We start from the raw sequence: 18,450 nt of genomic DNA on the forward strand, positions 1-18,450 counted from the left end.
TCTATATAGAGATACATAAGTAACTTTGTACGCCATAACGTTGTTCGGTTTAACTCCGTTAACTGACCCGCGGCCACAACCCAAATATGCATTAACTATTGTCATATCGTTATTTCCAATAATTAAAGGTTTTATAAATACTAGATTGTCAAAGTCAAACTCCACATTTGATTTGTCATGCCATCCGGTTAATGTGGATAACAATCCCTGCCTATTTTTCTCATTGTAGAATTTAAAGTAGTTTTCTATTACTTGTTTTGGTTGTGATAATTATTGGTGCTAATAGGAACGCTTCCATTGCCACATCTCATCAAAGTAAACACAAATAGGCTTATAAGTCCTAGGATTACTAAAGTTTTCTTCATGATACCCCTTACCCTCGAAGATTTCGTTTATCATCCTTTAATCACATTTACCATACCCTGCTCTGGGACTGACAAAACAATTCCTTTACATCTTCTCGAAATTGTTCAGGCTGTTCAGGCGTCTTATGAGCTTCATGGATAAATCTAAAGTAGTCTTTTCCCCGATCCGGGAATGGTCATCTGTCCTGATTTTTTCAAAATTGAATCACTATTTCTCTTATAATATTCTTTTTTTCATGCGTCCTATTTACAAAATAGCGAAGAAATAGTTACAGAATTCTTAATTTGACCTCTCTATTTTTCTATAGTTTTGCATTAACATCTTTTCTGAACAATCTTCATTATTTTTTATTCAAATCGCATTTTCAAGCAAGTCTTCTTTATGTATAGCACTTTTCTTTTCCTTTAATAGGACAAAACCGTATGCCAATATAAAAATAACCATAAAGATGTCAGAAAATCGATACATTATAGCATAACTCTTAATTTCTGCAATGAGGCTTAATACTATTGAACCAATTGTAAAGCTTAAGTCCATTGAGGATAGGAACGTTCCATTTGCCGCACCTATACGCTCAACTGGTGATCTGTTTATCGCCCAGGCCTGTAATGATGGCTGAACAGCACCATATCCAAACCCATAAAATAGTGACGAAATGACCAAAGTAGTAACAGAATGTACGTAGGAGAGTATTATGAGTCCTATGATCATTGATATTGCTCCAGGTATAATTACTACAGCATGACCTTTTCTATCAAATAACTTTCCGACAAAAGATCTTGTCACTAAAATCATTGAGACATGTCCAATAAAATATATCCAAATGTTAGATAGCTTTATTTCTTGACCATATAACATTATATAACTCATTATTCCACACAAAGGAATTACCAATAAAAAACAAAGAAACGATGGAAACAACGCTCTCTTTTCAAATAAATCTCTCAATACAATGATATTTTCTTTTTTAGGTCCTAACCTTTGGATCTTATTGTGAGGAATCTTTAATAATTGTAATAATAGTATTGCAACACCAACTAGAATTATAGAAAACACAGCTACTACATTGAATTTATAACTATTCATAACCATAATTGCTATAATTGGGGCTAAAGACATCGAAATTATCATAGATAGTGAATAATATCCCATTCCTTCGCCTCGAAGTTTACCGGGAACCATTTTCGAAACTATGGCAGCAATAGCTGTAGATGACATTCCCCAACCAACCCCTTGAAGAATGCGTACTACTATGACTGCCGAGATTGGAAGGAACATATAAGAAAGAGTACATAAAGCTAAAATAAAGAGTCCAATTACTAAAAGCGGCTTCCTATCAACTTTATCAGCCAGATATCCGGTAACTGCCCTACATATAAGTGAAGATATAGAAAATCCACTAACTACTAAACTGGCTTGTAAATTACTCCCGCCAATCTGTTTTGCAAACGCAGGTAAAGTTGGTACCAAAAGATAAAAAGCTATGTAAACAAATAAATTTATGCTTAAAATCAATGTATAACTCTTTGTCCAAAGTCTGTCCGAAGAATTCAAATTTAGTCTTTTCAATTATTTCTCCACCTTTTCTTGAATAGTTATATTTCTTTTTATTTTCGAGAGAACACGTTTATAAGTTTCAATTTCCTCACCTGAAATTCCCAAGACTATTGTTTCAAACAAATTTTCAAGAAGAGGTGTCACTTGTTTCTTTAGGTTTATCCCTTTCTCAGTCATATGTACTCTAAATGCTCTTCTATCCTTTTCATTAGGTTTTCTTTCAACAAATTTTTTTCTTTCTAAAATATCCAATATCCTTGCCAAAGTAGGTTGATCCTTATCTACATTTTCAGCTAACTGCTTCTGTGTGATTTTATCTTGCTGTGATAGCTTCGATAATACAATCCACTGCTCAAGAGTAATATCATGCAATTCAAGTTTTGAGTTTAAATAGCGCATTATTATTTTATTAGTTTGATTTGTCAGTTGTCCTATCGATTCATCATAAGATTTGTACATATTCCTAAACCCTCTCTTACTTGTTTAAACAATTATTGTTGCACTAATTATATTTCAGAGAATAATCAAAGTCAACAACCCATATACAGATTTGACAATATGTTGTTTTATATAAAAAATCATGGCCCTGCTTTAAGGTATAAGTTTCCTCAAAAGCAGGGCCGTTTATATTGGGTGCACCAATTTAGTTCGTCAATAAGCACACCACTACCTAGCCAGGACAAAATTGCAATAATAAAAATATTGTACCACTCGAAGTTGCGCGTGTGTATATTTTTGGCTTCTTCTGCCCGAAGAAGTGACTTATCCTTACAAATCCACCGGGATTGGCTGATGTCCGGTATAAGGCAAAAACTTTGTGAGAAGGTCTGACGTCTTAATCTTTAAACTGGAAGTATTAACACAAGGATGACATCCTACATATTCGCTCTGCAAAACATCCTTATCAATAAGCAATTGTACAGATTGACTTATGTCATTCACAAGGCCTAATACACTAACTGATCCCGGTTTAATGTTCAATAGTTTTTCCATATCTGCCGCCTCGGCAAACGATAACCTGGATGAATCAATCTGTCTCGATAAATCTTTTGTCCTAAACTTCTTTCGGCCTGGCATCATTAGCAGATAAAACCTTGTTCTTTGTGAGTTGCAAAGAAACAAATTTTTACATATTTCAATTTCCAATAGTTTTTCAACCTCATCACACAACTCAATGGATGGTGTTTCATCATGGTCGAGCCTGAAATATGGAATATCGAGTATTTCCAATAAATCGTAAATATCCAGTTCCTTTTTTGCCCGGTTTGCTTTGTCCGGTTTGGTCTTATAAATCGTGCGATCTATTTTAATATTTTGCATAGTTTACCTCATGTTTTCTATCTACGCATAACCAGCAGAAAGGGGTGCGTATAGGTATATAACCTCTATAATAATGTCGGGATGCTGAAGCATCCCGACTCAACTTACCGATCATATCATAATATTTCTGCTGCTAACTGCTTTGGCTGCCCAGTTTTACCTGAGCCTTTCTATATCAAAGTTCATTTTACAGAGCAGCAAAAACCGGATTAAGATCAATTACCAAGTCCGCTAAAGCGCTTAAGGATATTTTTTTCTTCATCTGTATACCTCTGGCCGTCCATAGCGCTTATTGTTCTGTTACGTAAACACGCTCACGAACTTACCGTCTGGTTCTAAAATCCAATACTCTTTAAACTTCAAAAGCTTATCGTACCTTGCCGTTGAAGGAGATGATGTATTTACCATATTATAACACATCATCAGCGGGGCTATAAAGAGTATAATGTCTGCCTTAATGCAGATTTATATTTTTGCAAGCTATAGCGCCAAATTGCTTGATCTGTATTTAACTCTTTTAGGCCTGCCGATACCCATCCAGAAAATCGCCTAGGCGGTCACAGGCAATTTTTAATTCCTCGATTTTGGGCAAATATACGATACGGAAATGATCAGGCATGAGCCAGTTGAATCCACGCCCATGAACCATAAGGATGTGTTTTTCATGAAGAAAGTCCAGGACAAACTTTTCATCATCAGTGATATGGAACCGTTTGGTATCAATCCGGGGGAAGACATAGAAAGCAGCTTTAGGTTTTACCGCCTGAAGACCAGGAATATTGTTTAAAGCATTGACTATATATTCACGCTGCTCATAGATCCGTCCTCCGGGCAAAAGAGTGTCGTCGCATTTATGGATGTCAGAAAGGGCTGACTTAATGACGTACTGGGATTGTACGTTTGAACACAACCGCATTGATGACAGAATGTTTAACCCGGCAATATAGCCGCGGGCATGTGACTTGTCTCCGCTTAAGCACATCCATCCGCAGCGGAATCCGGCGATCTTATGGGATTTTGAAAGGCCGTTCAGAGTTACAACAAATAAATCCGGAGCCAATGAAGCAATAGATGTGTGCTGAAAGCCGTCCATCATAAGACGGTCATATATTTCGTCAGAGAAAATAATAAGACCGTGCTGCCGGGCAAGTTCTACAATCTGTTCCAATATTTCGGCCGGATAGACCGCACCGGTCGGATTGTTCGGATTGATAATAACAATGCCTTTCGTTTTAGGGGTTATTTTTCTGCTTAAATCTTGTATATCCGGATACCATTCGGACTGCTCATCACAGATGTAATGGACGGCTTTTCCGCCCGCCAATGTGACTGCTGCCGTCCACAGCGGATAATCGGGCGCAGGAACGAGAATCTCATCTCCGTTATCGAGAAGTCCCTGCATAGCCATCACGATTAATTCGCTGACACCATTGCCGGTATATACATCGTCTACCCCAACATGGGGTATTTTTTTAAATTCACAGTAATTTACGATTGCTTCGCGAGCTGAGAGAATACCCTTTGAGTCCGAATATCCTTCAGCATTGTGAAGATTTTCAGTCATCTCGTAAATTATTTCTCCCGGAGCATCAAATCCAAATGGAGCAGGGTTGCCGATATTTAAACGCAAAATATCGATACCTTGACTACGCATGCGCTCTGCTTCCTCAAGCACAGGCCCACGGACATCATAACAGACATAATCTAGTTTCTTTGACATATTGAATGTTCTCATGACAAATCACCCTTTTACAATATTTTTCGCAATCGCCCAACAGATCATTGCTCTTACGTTCAACAGGCTAAAGCCCAAAATAAAAAGCCCTAAGCTGCTTTAATCAGCTTAGGGCGAAATAGCATATCCGTGTTACCACCTAAATTCAGAGGTTACTCTGCACTCTGTCGGCACAAAATGCCGCTTCCGTTATAACGGTCGGAACTCCGGTAAAGCTTACTGGATAAATATCATTCGGCTAAACAGCTCAGAAATGGCTTCCCCGTTTTCTTCATGAAGATTTTCACCAACCATCTTCTCTCTGCGCATATTAAAACAAGTACTATTTTTCGTCACAGCTTTGTATATTTAATTTTTGCCATTATAGTTCATACGTTTAAAAAAGTCAATACAATCAATAGTTTTTATCAGCGTAACCGACCCAGCCCTCTTCTTTAACTAGGGTTTTGTCAAACCCGCCGACTTTGAAATCTATTTCTTCAGACTGCTCTGATGAAGTTACAACAATCTTATCGTTATCAATATCAATAGTTATTGAAGTGTCTTTGCCTGCATAGTTCTCAAAAAGATATTCGATCTTATCCTTTGGTAATTCGATAGCAAACATGCCGCAATTGTACATGTTCTGTCTGAATATCCTTGCAAAATTTTCAGCAATCACTACATTGATTCCATTGACTTCTAAAGCCCAGGGAGCATGTTCTCTGGAAGAGCCACAACCAAAATTAGCTCTTGTCACAATGACTGCTTTGTCCTTGACATCTTCTTTATTTTTAAATCCGGTAAGAGACAAATCCTCTAATAAATAAGGTTTTAAGGCCTCTTTAGTGATTTCAGTAAGGTACTTTGCTGGAATGATTTCATCGGTATTGATATCACATCGATCCAAGAATAGAACTTTTCCGCTAAATTGTTTCATTGTTCCCTCCATTACTCACGCTTTATATAATTGTGAATTTGTTATTTTCCCTTCGAGCGCTGAAGCTGCAGCTGTAGCAGGGCTCATCAGATGAACGGTACCGCCCTTGCCCATTCTGCCATTAAAGTTTCGATTTGTTGTCGAAGCACAGACCTCACCATCAGCAAGAACCCCATTGCTCATTCCAAGACATGCACCACAGGTTGGGTTTGTAACACAAAAACCGGCGTTTTGGAAAATCTCAATTAATCCTTCTTTTAAGGCTATGGAAAAAATAGCCGGGGTTGCAGGGCTTACAATAGCACGCACGTCATCATTAATTTTTCTGTCTTTAAGAATACTTGCAGCAATTCTCAGATCTTCGATACGGCCATTGGTGCAGCTTCCTATATAAACCTGATCAATTTTCGTCTCTGACATTTCCTTAACGGTTTTTACTTGGTCCGGTTTGTAACCAAACGTAACCATCGGTTCTAAAGTCGTAACATCATATTCATAGACTTTTTCATAAGAAGCATCCTCATCAGAAACCCATTTGGTGTATTCTTTCAAGGCGTCTTCCTTCGTTTTAAATTCGTCTTTTATGAATTCCCATAAATACTCGACGGTTGTCATATCCGGGTAACAAATGCCACAAGTGCCTCCGGCTTCAATGGCCATATTACAGAGGGTCATACGTGATTCCATGGACATGGCATCGATGACCGGTCCTGTAAATTCTATGACCATGTTTGTAGCACCGTTTACGGTTAATTCTTTAATAAGAAAAAGTATCAAGTCTTTGGCATAAACGCCGGGCTTTAAAGTGCCCTTAAGCACAAATTTAATGGTCTTCGGAAAGTGGAAAGCACAAACACCCTTAAGAATTCCTACTTCCAAGTCGGTCGTACCGACACCTGCTGCAAAAGCTCCAAAGGCCCCATGAGTACAGGTGTGTGAGTCCCCCATAATCACAGTATAACCAGGTCTTACGAATCCCTTTTCCGGAAATATGGCATGACAAACACCATTTCTTCCGATGTCAAAAAAGTCTTTGATACCATGCCTTTTAGCCCAATCCCGCAGTATCTTTCCTTGTTCAGCCGTTTTAGAATCTTTGGCAGGTGTTACATGGTCTATGACTGCTTTAATTTTCGTCGGGTCAAAGACTCTGTCCATTCCCCTTGCAATAAGATCCGTGATGGCAATCGGCGTGGTAATTTCATGACAAAACACCCTATCCAATTTTAAAACATGCGTATCTGGAAAAGGCATGTTTACCCTGTGCGCATCAAATATTTTCTCAGCTATTGTTTTACCCATTTTCTTCTCCTTGTTTTTCATCAAAATCTTCAAAATTGACTGGTTGTATCAAATGTCTATACTCATTTTACAACAAATTGTTATAGTATAAAAGTCAAATTTTGTGACCTGTTTAAAAACTATTTTACAATTGTTTATTTCAAAAGTTATAGAAGTCCAATACTCGATATTTTCAATAGGCAACGGTTACTGTCACATACAAGAACAAATACAGCAATGTATGGTTTACGCGACAAAGGATGTCCTTCCCATAGTAAGCTGATCCATGGCTGCCTGTACCATACGTTCCGTACGTGTATCCACCGACTCTCTTTCTGACCTCTCTCTTATTTGCCTTTATGTTACAGTTATTTCTTGTCTCATATCCTCAAGAAACTTGCTGCAGCTCTCGGTGTTAGTATTGCAGTACTAATCTGAGAACAATTTCCCAAACTCCTGGAAAAGAAATGGGGAGCATCGCTCACAACTTTAAAAAGTAGTTTCGCTACACTCCCGCACCACGCAAGACTCGACACTTGACCTCATGGACATCGTCAACATTGAGCTTTAGCCTATTTCGCATTCTGTCAACCTGGTTAACTAATCATAAAACTTTCACCCAACCAGTCCATCATGCTTCGAAATTGGCCTTCTATTGTGTCTACTATTTTTTGTCCTTTGCCTGTTCATCAACAATGTTCAGTATTTCCTCTGTTGGGAATGCGCTAGCACTTCCCCAGAAGTAGAAAATAACTGCTCCTATCATCGCGACAACTTGGTCCATGGGGTATTTGATTAAGTCTTTGCCACCGAACTTAGAGCTTCCGAGGTAGCTGATGGCGATCATGAAAAACATATAAACCACAAGCCAGATGCCAGCTTTAATATGCTTACCAATATTTTTCCGTAAATCAGGCCGAACTACCAGAAAACCGACAAATAGTATGAGACCAAAGAGATTGGCAAGCATTACGACCGAATCGGTTGCCCAACCACTCCAATAAATGATCATAGTGCTAACGATAAAAGCAATACCAGCCACAAAGCTGAAGCCTTTAAGAACAAAAGGACGGTGAAGTCCGGGAGCAGTTCGGCGAAGGGCTACGAGGCTAATTGGGCCAATCATATACGTGAAGACAACTGCTCCAGATACAACTCCGACTAATTTTCCCCACGAAGGGAAAGGGGCTGTCCAAACCAAGGCTAGCACCATAGTCAGCCAGAGAGCAGGCCGTGGAACCCCTGATTTAGCATGTACTTTCTTAAATACTCCCCACCAAAAACCATTTTCCGACTGAGCCATGATCAAGCGTGAGGTGGTCCCCATGTAAATGTTACCAGTCCCAGCAGGAGAGATAACCGCATCTGCAAAGAGGATTGCGGCGAGCCAGTTAAAGTTAAGAAGCATAGCTAACTGGGCAAAAGGAGAACGAAAATTAATATGCCCCCAACCTTTAGCCAGTTCACTCGCAGGTAAAGCCCCAATAAAGACAGTTTGTAAAAGAATGTATAAAATGATACCCAAGCCAATCGCGAGACCAATCGCTAAAGGGACATCACGCTGAGGATTTTTAGCTTCTCCAGCCATAACAACTGCTTGCCGAAAGCCAAAATACGAGAAAATAATCCCACCGGAAGAAATAGCTGTAAACACTCCTGGTACACCAAAGGGAGCAAAACCACCCGCTGCCATATTCCCGGCATGGAACTGTGTTAAAAGGACAATGACAGTTAAAGCAGGAGTTAGGAATTTTAAAGCGGTTATGATGGTATTACTTTTAGCAAAAGCCTTTGCACTAAGATAATTGAGGAAGAAAAATATGACGATTAAAATTGCTGCCAAACACCATCCAACGGCCGTCATCGCACCTGCAGTATTATTATAAAGCGATGGCACATAATAGCTAGCATACTGAACAACCGCTTCTGCTTCGATGGCAATAACCGTTGAATCTGCAAGTATGAGTGCAAAAGCCATCATGTAACTGACGAAACTTCCATGGGAGTACTGGCAATAACGTACAAGTCCTCCGGATTCGGGAAGCATGGCACCTAATTCGGCATACACTAAGGCGATAAACATAACCGCGATACCACCGCCGAGCCAAGCAAAAATTGCGGATGGGCCAGCGAGATTACCCGCCTTCTGCGCAGCGTACAACCATCCGGAACCGATTATGGCACCCAATCCCATCATTGTTAAATCAAGCAAACCAAGTTCTCGTTTTAGCCCTTGCCTCATACAGCCGCTTTGTCCTGATTTTTGCGGACAAAGCAATTCACCTCTTTTCTCTTTACTTCAATTTCAATAAAAGTTTAATTATAATAAAATACTTTTAATGATTTTAAACTATTATACAACTGAAATTGAAAGTAAAGAAATATGTTCGTAATTGTATTATTTTATAGTTATAAATAGTTTTAATTTTAATTATAATTTAAAAAATGGCAATCAATATTCCATACAATGGGTTAATATCTAATTTTAGTAAAAATACGGTTCGAAATAGATTGTAATCTTGATAATCTTGCATATAACAGAAAATATTTCATAAGTTAAATTATAATACAAAGCAATTATTTGGATTGATTAAGATTGGATACCCACAAAAGATAACAATAGTTATTTAATAATTAAATTGACTATCAAAGTTAAAAACTTAAAATATTTGACAATCTGGCGATTCATTGCCTCATATCAAATTTGCTATTCTTCAAGAAATTTTACAAATTTACTTTCTGAGAATATTCGTCCATTGTTTTCGTTTCTCTTCCATTTCAAAGAAATATAGATATCTATTTCGGTATTCTCCATATCACCATCACCTTGATATTCTTGTTTGGGTACAGCAAAGAAACCTCGATACAATCGTACCGGGGATCAGGCATCAAAAAAATGATTGAGAATTAAGCAAATGAAAGAACAATGCAGATTTAAGACGCATAACTAATTATGATAAAAGTACCCCTGAAAAATAAGCTTGTTAGGAGAATTTTCACTGTATTTGCTCCATTATGGTGCTATATATTCTGGAATTAAAGGATTAATATTATTAACAGTTGAATAAACAATCGCTGAATTCTCAGGAAGCGGGGGAACCATAAACGGGCTTATTGATTAGCCCAATGGGGTGAATCACAGAATGTGACGGGTTATTTCTTTCGACCCGAACCCGGCAGCTAACCTCGTAGGCGTTGAAAGGGGGATGAAAAACAAACCATACCTCTTGGTTTGTTTAAAACTTTTTTAACACTAACCCCAAATGGGGTTTTTCTTTTGGTAAGGAAGCTAATCGCAAGGGAATTAATTTAAAAAGCAGGAGAAAATATAGCTAAACTATAAAGTGATATGAAGGGATACATAATGGAAAAGGGATTGAATTTCTGTAAAGAACGACCATTAACCACAGCAGGTATGCTCGTAACCCTCGGTGTTGTTTATGGTGATATTGGGACTTCACCATTATATGTAATGAAAGCGTTAGTTGAAGGAAATGGACAATTAAGTTCAATTACCAACGAGTTTATATACGGTTCCATTTCCCTTATTTTCTGGACCATTACATTACTTACCACGATTAAGTACGTCCTCATCACACTCAAAGCAGACAATCATGGGGAAGGTGGCATCCTCGCACTATATTCGCTAATTCGAAGGAAGGGTGCCTGGTTCATTGTTCCGGCTATGATCGGGGCGGCAACCCTGTTAGCAGACGGTATTTTAACTCCGGCAGTTACCGTCACCAGTGCTGTTGAAGGATTAAAATGGATTCCCGCCTATATCAATAATTTCGGTTCAAATCAATCCACTGTGATTATAATTACCATTGTTATTCTTTGTGTTTTATTCCTCCTGCAACGTTCCGGAACTGAGATATTAGGACGATTATTCGGCCCGATTATGCTTTTATGGTTTCTCATGTTAGGCTTTCTAGGCATAATTCATATTTTTGGAAACCTGAATATACTGAAATCACTATCTCCATACTATGGAATTAAATTGTTGTTTAGTGATCAAAATAAAGCTGGTTTTGCGATCTTGGGCAGTGTATTCCTGGCTACTACAGGTGCTGAAGCATTATATTCCGATTTAGGACATGTTGGACGGAAAAACATTTACGGCACTTGGCCTTTCGTTAAAATCTGCCTGCTTCTAAACTATTTCGGTCAAGGGGCTTGGGTGCTACAGATTAAAGATAATCCTGGAATGCAACATCTGATTGATTTTAATCCCTTTTTTGAACTAATTCCAGGAAACTTTCGCATTATCGGTGTCATCTTAGCAACTCTTGCAGCAATTATTGCTTCTCAAGCCTTAATTAGCGGTTCCTATACACTCGTTTCAGAAGCAATTAAATTAGATTTATTGCCGAGATTAAAAATTTACTATCCAGCTATGTCAAAAGGTCAAATGTACATTCCAATCGTCAATCACCTTTTGATGTTTTCTTGTATCGGAGTAGTTCTCTACTTCAAAACTTCATCGCACATGGAAGCAGCTTATGGATTAGCTATTACAATTACGATGTTGATGACTACAATCTTGTTGTTCAATTGGCTTATTAAGAAAAGGGTATCGAGGTTACTCTCACTTCTCGTGCCTATCATTTTTGGGACATTGGAAATTGCTTTTTTCATTTCAAGTGCAGCAAAATTTTTTCGCGGCGGATTTATAACAGTGTTTATTGCTGCTCTGATTTTAATACTAATGATGTTATGGTATAAAGCAACAATTTTTGAACAAATCGTGACAAAAGAGGTATCATTGGAAGATTATATTGATAAGCTTGGAATGCTTAGAAATGATGAACAATTTCCGGTATACGCTACAAATTTAGTTTATTTAACAAGCAAATCTAAACCTGGAAAAGTAGACAAGGAAATTATTTACTCGATTTTAGATAAAAGACCAAAAAGAGCGGAAGTTTATTGGTTTATTAATGTTCAGGTAACCGATGAACCAAGGACTATGACCTATACTGTTGAAAATTTTGGTACTGATTATGTTTTTAAGATTCAACTCCGTTTGGGATTTAGGGTTGAACAAAAAGTGAGTAGATATTTAAGGCAAATTGTGACCGATCTTATGAAATCGAACGAAATAAAAGAACAATTCCAATTATATGCTACAAATAATATCAATCGTAACATTGGGGATTTTTGTTTTGTTTTAGTACGTGAAGAACTGGCTAATGATACCAACCTCGCTTTATATAAACAACTAATTATGCAATTTAAACTTCGCTTAAAGAAAATTACGGTTTCTCCAGTAAGTTGGTTTGGACTTGAACATACTGATGTTAAAGTTGAGCATGTTCCTTTGCGTTTAGGAACCCCCGGGCAAATTAAACTTAAAAGAGAACCCATATAAGACAAAATTCAAGTTCCATCGCTAAACTTCTTAAATATAATTTTTAGCCTGCTCTAAAACTGATACGGACGTTTTTATACTCAAATGGTAAAAGCCCGCAAGATTTTACATTTCTGTTAACGTTAGATACATATTCGCAGCTTCCCTTCTTGTAGATTAGTGTGTGGCAGCCTTATCTTGCCAAGCAGTTGCGTTTATGTCCTATCATAAAAACTATTATCTAAAGGGAAAACTAAAAGCACAGGCAGAACCGGCCTGTGCTTTTAGAGTGGTTAACTCTTCCATCAGAAAGTTTATGCAAACTTCGTTAATTAAAGTATTTTGCTTAAAAACAATTTTGTTCGTTCTTCCTTAGGATTGTTAAAAATTTCATCCGGGGTATTTTCTTCGACTATAATTCCATCATCCATAAATAAAACTCTATCACCCACTTCGCGGGCAAAGCCCATTTCGTGTGTAACCACTGCCATAGTCATTCCCTCTCTAGCTAAATCCTTCATGACAGCGAGCACTTCTCCGACCATTTCCGGGTCTAAAGCTGAGGTGGGTTCATCAAATAACATGACTATTGGATTCATAGCCAGAGCCCTCGCAATAGCCACCCTCTGTTGCTGCCCTCCTGAGAGTTGATCTGGATAAGCTCCTGCTTTTTCACTTAAACCCACTTTTTCCAATAAAGCAAATGCTCTTTTCTCGGCTTCTTCTTGAGAAACTTTCAAAACTTTGCGCGGTCCAATCGTTATATTTTCCAGTACAGATAAATGATGAAATAGGTTAAATCTCTGAAATACCATGCCAACTTCTTTACGAACATGACTTAAATTTGTTTTGCTATGCGTTATTTCTTTATTATTTACAAATATTTGCCCATCAGAGACTTTTTCCAAACCATTCAGACAACGTAAAAAAGTACTTTTACCTGATCCTGAAGGGCCAATGATCACGACTACTTCTTGTGGCTTGATCTCTAAAGAAATATTATTTAGAACCCTATGTTGGCCAAAATGTTTGGTAATATTTTTAACGCTTATCAATTTGCCACCTTCTTTCTAAGTATCCTGAGAGAGCTGTTAGCAGAAGGATGATGGCTAAATAGATGACGGCAATTGCTGTCCAAATCTGTAAAGAGGCAAAGTTTGTGGATATAATAATCTGTCCGCTTCGTGTCAATTCAGTCACGGATATAGCTGATAATAAAGACGTATCTTTTATTGTTTGGATAAATTGATTAACCAAAGGCGGTACCATGCGTTTAAATGCTTGAGGCAAAATTATAAATCTCATAGTCTGAGGACCTGTCATACCAATACTTAAAGCAGCCTCTGATTGGCCGCGGTCCACTGCTAAAATTCCTGCACGAATAATTTCTGTAATATAGGCACCTTCATTTAATGCTAAGGCTATAATCCCAGCAATTGGTGTAAAATAAGGATCAAACCATTTATGCAAAGGTAAAATCATAGGGATAGCAAAATAAATATAAAAAATTTCCACTAAAAGAGGCAAACCGCGGAAAATATGAACATATACTTCACCAATTCGGCGTGAAATCTTAGAATGAGATAATTTAAGCAAGGCAAAAACAAGGCCCAAAACAGTAGCCAAAATAATTGACGCTATTGAAAACCAAACAGTTAATTTAGCCCCCTGTAACAACTGGGGCATAGCTGCTGATACTATTTGAAAAAAGTTCACTTATGCCTCATTTCCTCCCTGATGATTTTAAATGAGCGCAGCACTAGCTGCGCTCAACGCATTTGATTCTTCAACTAAGCCATTTTGGAGTCGTTTTATTTATTAACTAAGCCATTGTTATCTGATTTGAAATATTGTCTGTAAAGTTTTTCATACTGTCCGTTGGCTTTTAATTTATCCAGTCCATCATTAATCTTTTGCAGGAGTTGAGAATTTTGTTTGGTAACTGCTATGCCATAATCTTCTCCTGTCAGAAGGCTGCCCACTACTTTAACATTGTTGTGTCCAGTGTTGATATAATTTAAGTTAACAGGATTATCGAAGACAACCGCTTGGGCTCCGCCATTTTGTAATTCATTATATGCATCATCAATATTATTAAATCGCTTCATGTTAATTCCTTGATCTTTAGAAAGCATGATATCAGCTGTTGTACCTAATTTAACAGCCACCGTCTTGCCTTTGAGATCGGCAAGGCCATTGATCGTACTATCATTCTTAACTAAAATTGACAGGCCCGAATGATAATAGGGTTTAGAAAAGTTAACTTGCTGCTCACGAGCTGATGTAATAGTGATGCCGGCTACAGCAACATCAATCGTTCCAGTTTGAATTGCAGGTATCAGGCCTTGGAAATCCATGGTTTGAATAGGATCAGCAATTTTTAAATTCTCTTGAGCTGCAATAGCTTTGATCAAGTCGATATCAAAGCCAGTCACCTTACCATCTTTCATCATCTCAAACGGGGGAAACGTAACATCAGCACCTAACTTAATGACTTCCTGTTGACTCGTGTTATTCCCTGCTGAACTTGATGAACCAGTCGTGCCAGTTGTACCACAACCGACAAGTAATGCCCCCGCCATGATAGCGGCCATTAATACCTTTACTTTGCGCAAAAATAACTCCTCCTTAATGATTCCCCATAATTTATAATATGTTTCTTATCCGCCACTCTTTTAAGACTATCTTTGAAAATTTCTACATCTTTTTGACAGCTTAAAGAATAGCAACTTATTACATATATTATTTCGTTATGCCTTTTACAATTCCCTTCTGTTTTTTATCAATTAAGCATGTATACATGCAATATAACGTGTATAATGTATACAAGTTATATTTTATTTACAAATCATTAATATCCTTGAAGGGATTTTTTTAGCAAGCGCTAATAATTGTGGCATAAAATTGAATGAGTCGTTAACGAATAATAATTTACAACTTAGGTATTCAAAAACTGCTCCCCTTTTGCAAATTAATTTTTATACGAAGCAACTCAAATTCAGCAAACTTTCAAGAGATCTTCAATTTAACCTCAGGTTATACCCCCATACTTATGCATGAACGTATAATAAAACGCAAGTATATTGACTTAATATGGAGGCACTTCCTTGGAACCGACAGTACTAAGCTTTGGGGAATGTACCTCTTATCTTTTCTTACAATCATAACCCTAACAGAAATTCGCTTCGGGGTTCTTCGAAATGCACAAAGATAAGCCCCCACATACAATTAAGTGAGAGCTGTATCCCAACAGGTTTTATCGATTTATCGCAAAAAGCCCGCAAGGTCAGTAAATGTTCGAGGAAAATAGTAACTATATCACTTTGGGCGCAGCCAGACCAAAGAAGCGAAGCTTCCCCCCAAAATTTCAGCAATTTATTAATTATTATAATGAGTTTAGATAAGTCCGCATTGGCAGGTTAGACCAAGCTAACTCACCTATATCAATAGAATATAGTTTTGCACTCCATAGAAAAGCCTATAGATAATTACAACTTTTGTCATCTCATCCATCTTATAAACCAGAACATAGTTATTAATTGTCGCCTTGCGATAACCATCTGCTTCTAAACGAACGTCATGGCATCTTTCATACATAAACGGATTACTTTTTAAAAACCCGCAGCACCTTTCAACTTCATCTAAGAATGTTGCTGCAGCCATGGGATTATCGAGTTGTAGAGCGATATACGAAATAATATTGTCTAAGTCTTCATTAGCAAGTTCAGTAACCACAAGCCTATACATTGTATTTTTCTCGTATGTTTTTTATTGACGCATCTCCGTCTAGTACTTTCCCCAAAGATATCTGGGCTTCAGCTGCAGCTAATTTGTTGTAAACATCAAGCATATATAGTTTTTCTTCGTACATTTTTACGCTCATAATGACCATGTCTCCATAACCGTTTTTGGTTATATAGATCGGCTCAGTTGCTTCTTGGCACATTTGAGAAATTTCACTTGTATTTTTTAAATCCTTAATCGGGATAATACGCGGCATCTAATACCATCTCCTCTATGGTATTATTATACCATAATTATGACCATTGTGTTAAAACATGGTTTGCCCTGATACTTCAGTATATATTACTCTTTAGCTTCTCATCAGTCGAATTCCATACCTTCAAGTCGCTGTCTCAACGTGGGCTGATGTTACTTCATTGTTGATCATTAGGGGTAAAAGTCCCCTCGTCTCGACTGTCTAATGACTCAATCTTTGATACAAATTAACGATGCACCCACTCTTTTTTCAAAGGGGGTGCATTGGCTTAAAAAGGGGAGCAATTTTAGACTAATTTAACCTTTGGTCTAAGTTCCCCACACCTGGTATAAGCATGCCATCATGATCCACTTGGTCTGGATTTGTACAAACATAAATTTCAGCATGAGGTATTTCTCTTTTTAACTCATAAACTCCACGCTCACTGTAAAATGCACTAGCAATAATTATCCCTCTCGGCATATATTTTTCCAACGCCTTTTTGGCCAAGGAAATAGCGGTGCAGCCTGTGGCTAAAACCGATTTTGCAATAATAACAAACTCTACTGGTCTTCCAGTTTTTATATCCGGCAAATCGATTGATCTTATTGGCGAGGTATAAACATCCTCACCTCTACTTCCTCCAAAATCAATATATCCTCTATAACAGTCACCAATTACACTTGAAAGTCCATTGGCAAAATAGGCGTAATCGTCCTTTGTACTTATAACTATATATTCTTTGGATGTGTCAATATTAAAACCTTTAAATTCTTCTTTCATTGGAGTATGTACTTTAACTTCTGAGGACATATTTTCCAGACAAATTTCTTGTCCTACCATGACACCAAGCTCATAAAGACTTTTCCTTAACATTTCTTTATCCGTATTACAATCTCTGATCTTGGTTTCGATAATTGAAGCATATTTATTAGTTATTACTTTATACATTCATTCACCCTCTTGACCATTCATCACATTTTACTTGTAAATCATTAATACATCCCCAGAAATCCCGGGCAATAGACATATGGTCATATTGAATTACTTTAGTTGTTCCTGCAATTGGGTATTCAAGTTCAACAAAGGTTTCTGCTACTCTATAAAATACTTTTGTTGTTTCAAGAGGTAATATTTGTTTTGCAACTCTTATAAAATGGTCTAAGTAGTTTAACTTTCTTCCAAGTTGCGCCCTCTCTTTTAGCCATTCAGTAAATGAATTTAACACCATATCTTTTAATTGATGTGAATATTTAAATTTCGGTCTAAAGTATCCCGAATAATAATCACTCACTTTTTTTATAAACTCTTTTTGCTTGTCTTCCACTAAACGTTCGTCACAGTCTTTTAAAAATACCATTATTTTAGTAGGATCATCCTTAATTGCTACATCATACTCAGCTTCGGTTGCCGACTTATCCCCAACAATTCCCATACCGTATCTTTCCGATAAAATAAGAATATACAGGTCGCAATTCCTAGCCATTTCAAGGGTTGCGTAGGCGCTACTTGATGAAACTGCAGTATTGTTAAAAGGTTCAGCCCCTATTAACTCAACGAATGGTATATTACTAAAACAACCTTTGATTGCGTCTCTCTCAGCTTCTAATCCACCGATTACTGAACTAACCATTACATTTATTTTTTGCATTTTAATCCCCTACGTTCCAATTCTCAATATCTTTTAGCGCAAAGTTACGAAAATCTTGCTTTCCCAAATCATAAGCCTTTAAGAGCCATTGTTTAGAAGTGTGATATTTAGTACTCCCATACCATATCTCAATTGGTACAATTTCTCTGTTATTTAATTCCCCCTTATAATTTTTGTATTTAATGAAAATAATTTTTTCTTTATCATAATCCATATCTTTAAACCTACTTCTGTTTTTTTAGTATAGTGTTAACATTTTAAACTGGTGGAACTTTCGTCTTTTTACATAAAG

General features: G+C 37.3%; 16 protein-coding genes, 1 riboswitch and 1 other annotated feature. Of the genes, 1 reads left to right on the top strand and 15 read right to left on the bottom strand.

What is annotated here, in order from left to right; all coding sequences use genetic code 11:
* Nucleotides 1-717: 717 nt before the first annotated feature.
* The 7 genes from B5Y67_RS15520 to B5Y67_RS15555 form a co-directional block, all read right to left on the bottom strand.
* The gene (locus tag B5Y67_RS15520; protein ID WP_088227337.1) at nucleotides 718-1,935 is read right to left on the bottom strand and encodes an MFS transporter; all 1,218 of its coding nucleotides are present in this window, start codon (nucleotides 1,933-1,935) and stop codon (nucleotides 718-720) included.
* Nucleotides 1,936-2,382 carry a MarR family transcriptional regulator gene (locus tag B5Y67_RS15525; RefSeq protein WP_088227338.1) on the bottom strand — a complete coding sequence of 149 codons (447 nt, stop codon included), beginning with the start codon at nucleotides 2,380-2,382 and terminating at the stop codon, nucleotides 1,936-1,938.
* A 309-nt stretch (nucleotides 2,383-2,691) separates the two neighbouring features.
* Nucleotides 2,692-3,243, bottom strand: a complete 552-nt coding sequence (locus B5Y67_RS15530; protein ID WP_088227339.1) for a prolyl-tRNA synthetase associated domain-containing protein — start codon at nucleotides 3,241-3,243, stop codon at nucleotides 2,692-2,694.
* 517 nt (nucleotides 3,244-3,760) lie between these two features.
* A complete protein-coding gene (locus B5Y67_RS15540) occupies nucleotides 3,761-4,978 on the bottom strand; it encodes an aminotransferase class I/II-fold pyridoxal phosphate-dependent enzyme (RefSeq protein ID WP_088227340.1) in 1,218 nt (405 codons plus the stop codon).
* A gap of 106 nt (nucleotides 4,979-5,084) precedes the next feature.
* Nucleotides 5,085-5,323, bottom strand: a binding site (T-box leader).
* A 49-nt stretch (nucleotides 5,324-5,372) separates the two neighbouring features.
* Entirely contained in the window at nucleotides 5,373-5,897 is a 525-nt protein-coding gene (locus B5Y67_RS15545) for a 3-isopropylmalate dehydratase (RefSeq protein WP_088227341.1), read from the bottom strand.
* 15 nt (nucleotides 5,898-5,912) lie between these two features.
* Complete coding sequence (locus tag B5Y67_RS15550) at nucleotides 5,913-7,199, bottom strand: 3-isopropylmalate dehydratase large subunit (protein ID WP_088227342.1); 1,287 nt, start codon at nucleotides 7,197-7,199, stop codon at nucleotides 5,913-5,915.
* A gap of 643 nt (nucleotides 7,200-7,842) precedes the next feature.
* The gene (locus B5Y67_RS15555) at nucleotides 7,843-9,456 is read right to left on the bottom strand and encodes an APC family permease (protein WP_242975992.1); all 1,614 of its coding nucleotides are present in this window, start codon (nucleotides 9,454-9,456) and stop codon (nucleotides 7,843-7,845) included.
* Nucleotides 9,457-10,241: 785 nt separating this feature from the next.
* Nucleotides 10,242-10,388: riboswitch (cyclic di-AMP (ydaO/yuaA leader) on the top strand.
* A 154-nt stretch (nucleotides 10,389-10,542) separates the two neighbouring features.
* On the opposite strand from B5Y67_RS15555, the gene B5Y67_RS15560 reads away from it, so the two are divergent.
* Nucleotides 10,543-12,549 (top strand): KUP/HAK/KT family potassium transporter, encoded by a 2,007-nt coding sequence (locus B5Y67_RS15560; RefSeq protein WP_088227343.1) that lies wholly within the window; start codon nucleotides 10,543-10,545, stop codon nucleotides 12,547-12,549.
* Between the two features lie 311 nt (nucleotides 12,550-12,860).
* On the opposite strand, the gene B5Y67_RS15565 is transcribed toward B5Y67_RS15560, so the two are convergent.
* The 8 genes from B5Y67_RS15565 to B5Y67_RS15600 form a co-directional block, all read right to left on the bottom strand.
* On the bottom strand, nucleotides 12,861-13,583 hold the full coding sequence (locus B5Y67_RS15565; protein WP_088227344.1) for an amino acid ABC transporter ATP-binding protein: 723 nt from the start codon (nucleotides 13,581-13,583) through the stop codon (nucleotides 12,861-12,863).
* Nucleotides 13,570-14,244 carry an amino acid ABC transporter permease gene (locus B5Y67_RS15570; protein ID WP_242975993.1) on the bottom strand — a complete coding sequence of 225 codons (675 nt, stop codon included), beginning with the start codon at nucleotides 14,242-14,244 and terminating at the stop codon, nucleotides 13,570-13,572. The genes B5Y67_RS15565 and B5Y67_RS15570 overlap by 14 nt, the downstream gene beginning before the upstream one ends.
* A 95-nt stretch (nucleotides 14,245-14,339) precedes the next feature.
* Complete coding sequence (locus B5Y67_RS15575) at nucleotides 14,340-15,143, bottom strand: basic amino acid ABC transporter substrate-binding protein (RefSeq protein WP_088227345.1); 804 nt, start codon at nucleotides 15,141-15,143, stop codon at nucleotides 14,340-14,342.
* A gap of 823 nt (nucleotides 15,144-15,966) precedes the next feature.
* Nucleotides 15,967-16,275: a type II toxin-antitoxin system RelE/ParE family toxin gene (locus B5Y67_RS15580; RefSeq protein ID WP_088227346.1), complete on the bottom strand. Its 309-nt coding sequence runs from the start codon at nucleotides 16,273-16,275 to the stop codon at nucleotides 15,967-15,969.
* On the bottom strand, nucleotides 16,268-16,528 hold the full coding sequence (locus tag B5Y67_RS15585; protein ID WP_088227347.1) for a type II toxin-antitoxin system prevent-host-death family antitoxin: 261 nt from the start codon (nucleotides 16,526-16,528) through the stop codon (nucleotides 16,268-16,270). Before B5Y67_RS15585 ends, B5Y67_RS15580 begins: the two co-directional genes overlap by 8 nt.
* A gap of 291 nt (nucleotides 16,529-16,819) precedes the next feature.
* A complete protein-coding gene (locus B5Y67_RS15590) occupies nucleotides 16,820-17,458 on the bottom strand; it encodes a uracil phosphoribosyltransferase (RefSeq protein ID WP_088227348.1) in 639 nt (212 codons plus the stop codon).
* A gap of 4 nt (nucleotides 17,459-17,462) precedes the next feature.
* A complete protein-coding gene (locus B5Y67_RS15595) occupies nucleotides 17,463-18,158 on the bottom strand; it encodes a DUF4062 domain-containing protein (RefSeq protein ID WP_088227349.1) in 696 nt (231 codons plus the stop codon).
* 1 nt (nucleotide 18,159) lies between these two features.
* On the bottom strand, nucleotides 18,160-18,372 hold the full coding sequence (locus tag B5Y67_RS15600; protein WP_088227350.1) for a WYL domain-containing protein: 213 nt from the start codon (nucleotides 18,370-18,372) through the stop codon (nucleotides 18,160-18,162).
* Between the last annotated feature and the right edge of the window lie 78 nt (nucleotides 18,373-18,450).

The organism is Desulfosporosinus sp. FKB, from assembly GCF_002196705.1.
Lineage (GTDB): Bacteria > Bacillota > Desulfitobacteriia > Desulfitobacteriales > Desulfitobacteriaceae > Desulfosporosinus.

What these genes read in the sequence shown, in the direction of transcription:
- B5Y67_RS15550 (WP_088227342.1), bottom strand. Translation starts at nt 7,199, where the DNA reads ATGGGTAAAACAATAGCTGAGAAAATATTTGATGCGCACAGGGTAAAC.
- B5Y67_RS15585 (WP_088227347.1), bottom strand. Translation starts at nt 16,528, where the DNA reads ATGCCGCGTATTATCCCGATTAAGGATTTAAAAAATACAAGTGAAATT.
- B5Y67_RS15595 (WP_088227349.1), bottom strand. Translation starts at nt 18,158, where the DNA reads ATGCAAAAAATAAATGTAATGGTTAGTTCAGTAATCGGTGGATTAGAA.
- B5Y67_RS15530 (WP_088227339.1), bottom strand. Translation starts at nt 3,243, where the DNA reads ATGCAAAATATTAAAATAGATCGCACGATTTATAAGACCAAACCGGAC.
- B5Y67_RS15540 (WP_088227340.1), bottom strand. Translation starts at nt 4,978, where the DNA reads ATGAGAACATTCAATATGTCAAAGAAACTAGATTATGTCTGTTATGAT.
- B5Y67_RS15525 (WP_088227338.1), bottom strand. Translation starts at nt 2,382, where the DNA reads ATGTACAAATCTTATGATGAATCGATAGGACAACTGACAAATCAAACT.
- B5Y67_RS15560 (WP_088227343.1), top strand. Translation starts at nt 10,543, where the DNA reads ATGGAAAAGGGATTGAATTTCTGTAAAGAACGACCATTAACCACAGCA.
- B5Y67_RS15545 (WP_088227341.1), bottom strand. Translation starts at nt 5,897, where the DNA reads ATGAAACAATTTAGCGGAAAAGTTCTATTCTTGGATCGATGTGATATC.
- B5Y67_RS15580 (WP_088227346.1), bottom strand. Translation starts at nt 16,275, where the DNA reads ATGTATAGGCTTGTGGTTACTGAACTTGCTAATGAAGACTTAGACAAT.
- B5Y67_RS15590 (WP_088227348.1), bottom strand. Translation starts at nt 17,458, where the DNA reads ATGTATAAAGTAATAACTAATAAATATGCTTCAATTATCGAAACCAAG.
- B5Y67_RS15600 (WP_088227350.1), bottom strand. Translation starts at nt 18,372, where the DNA reads ATGGATTATGATAAAGAAAAAATTATTTTCATTAAATACAAAAATTAT.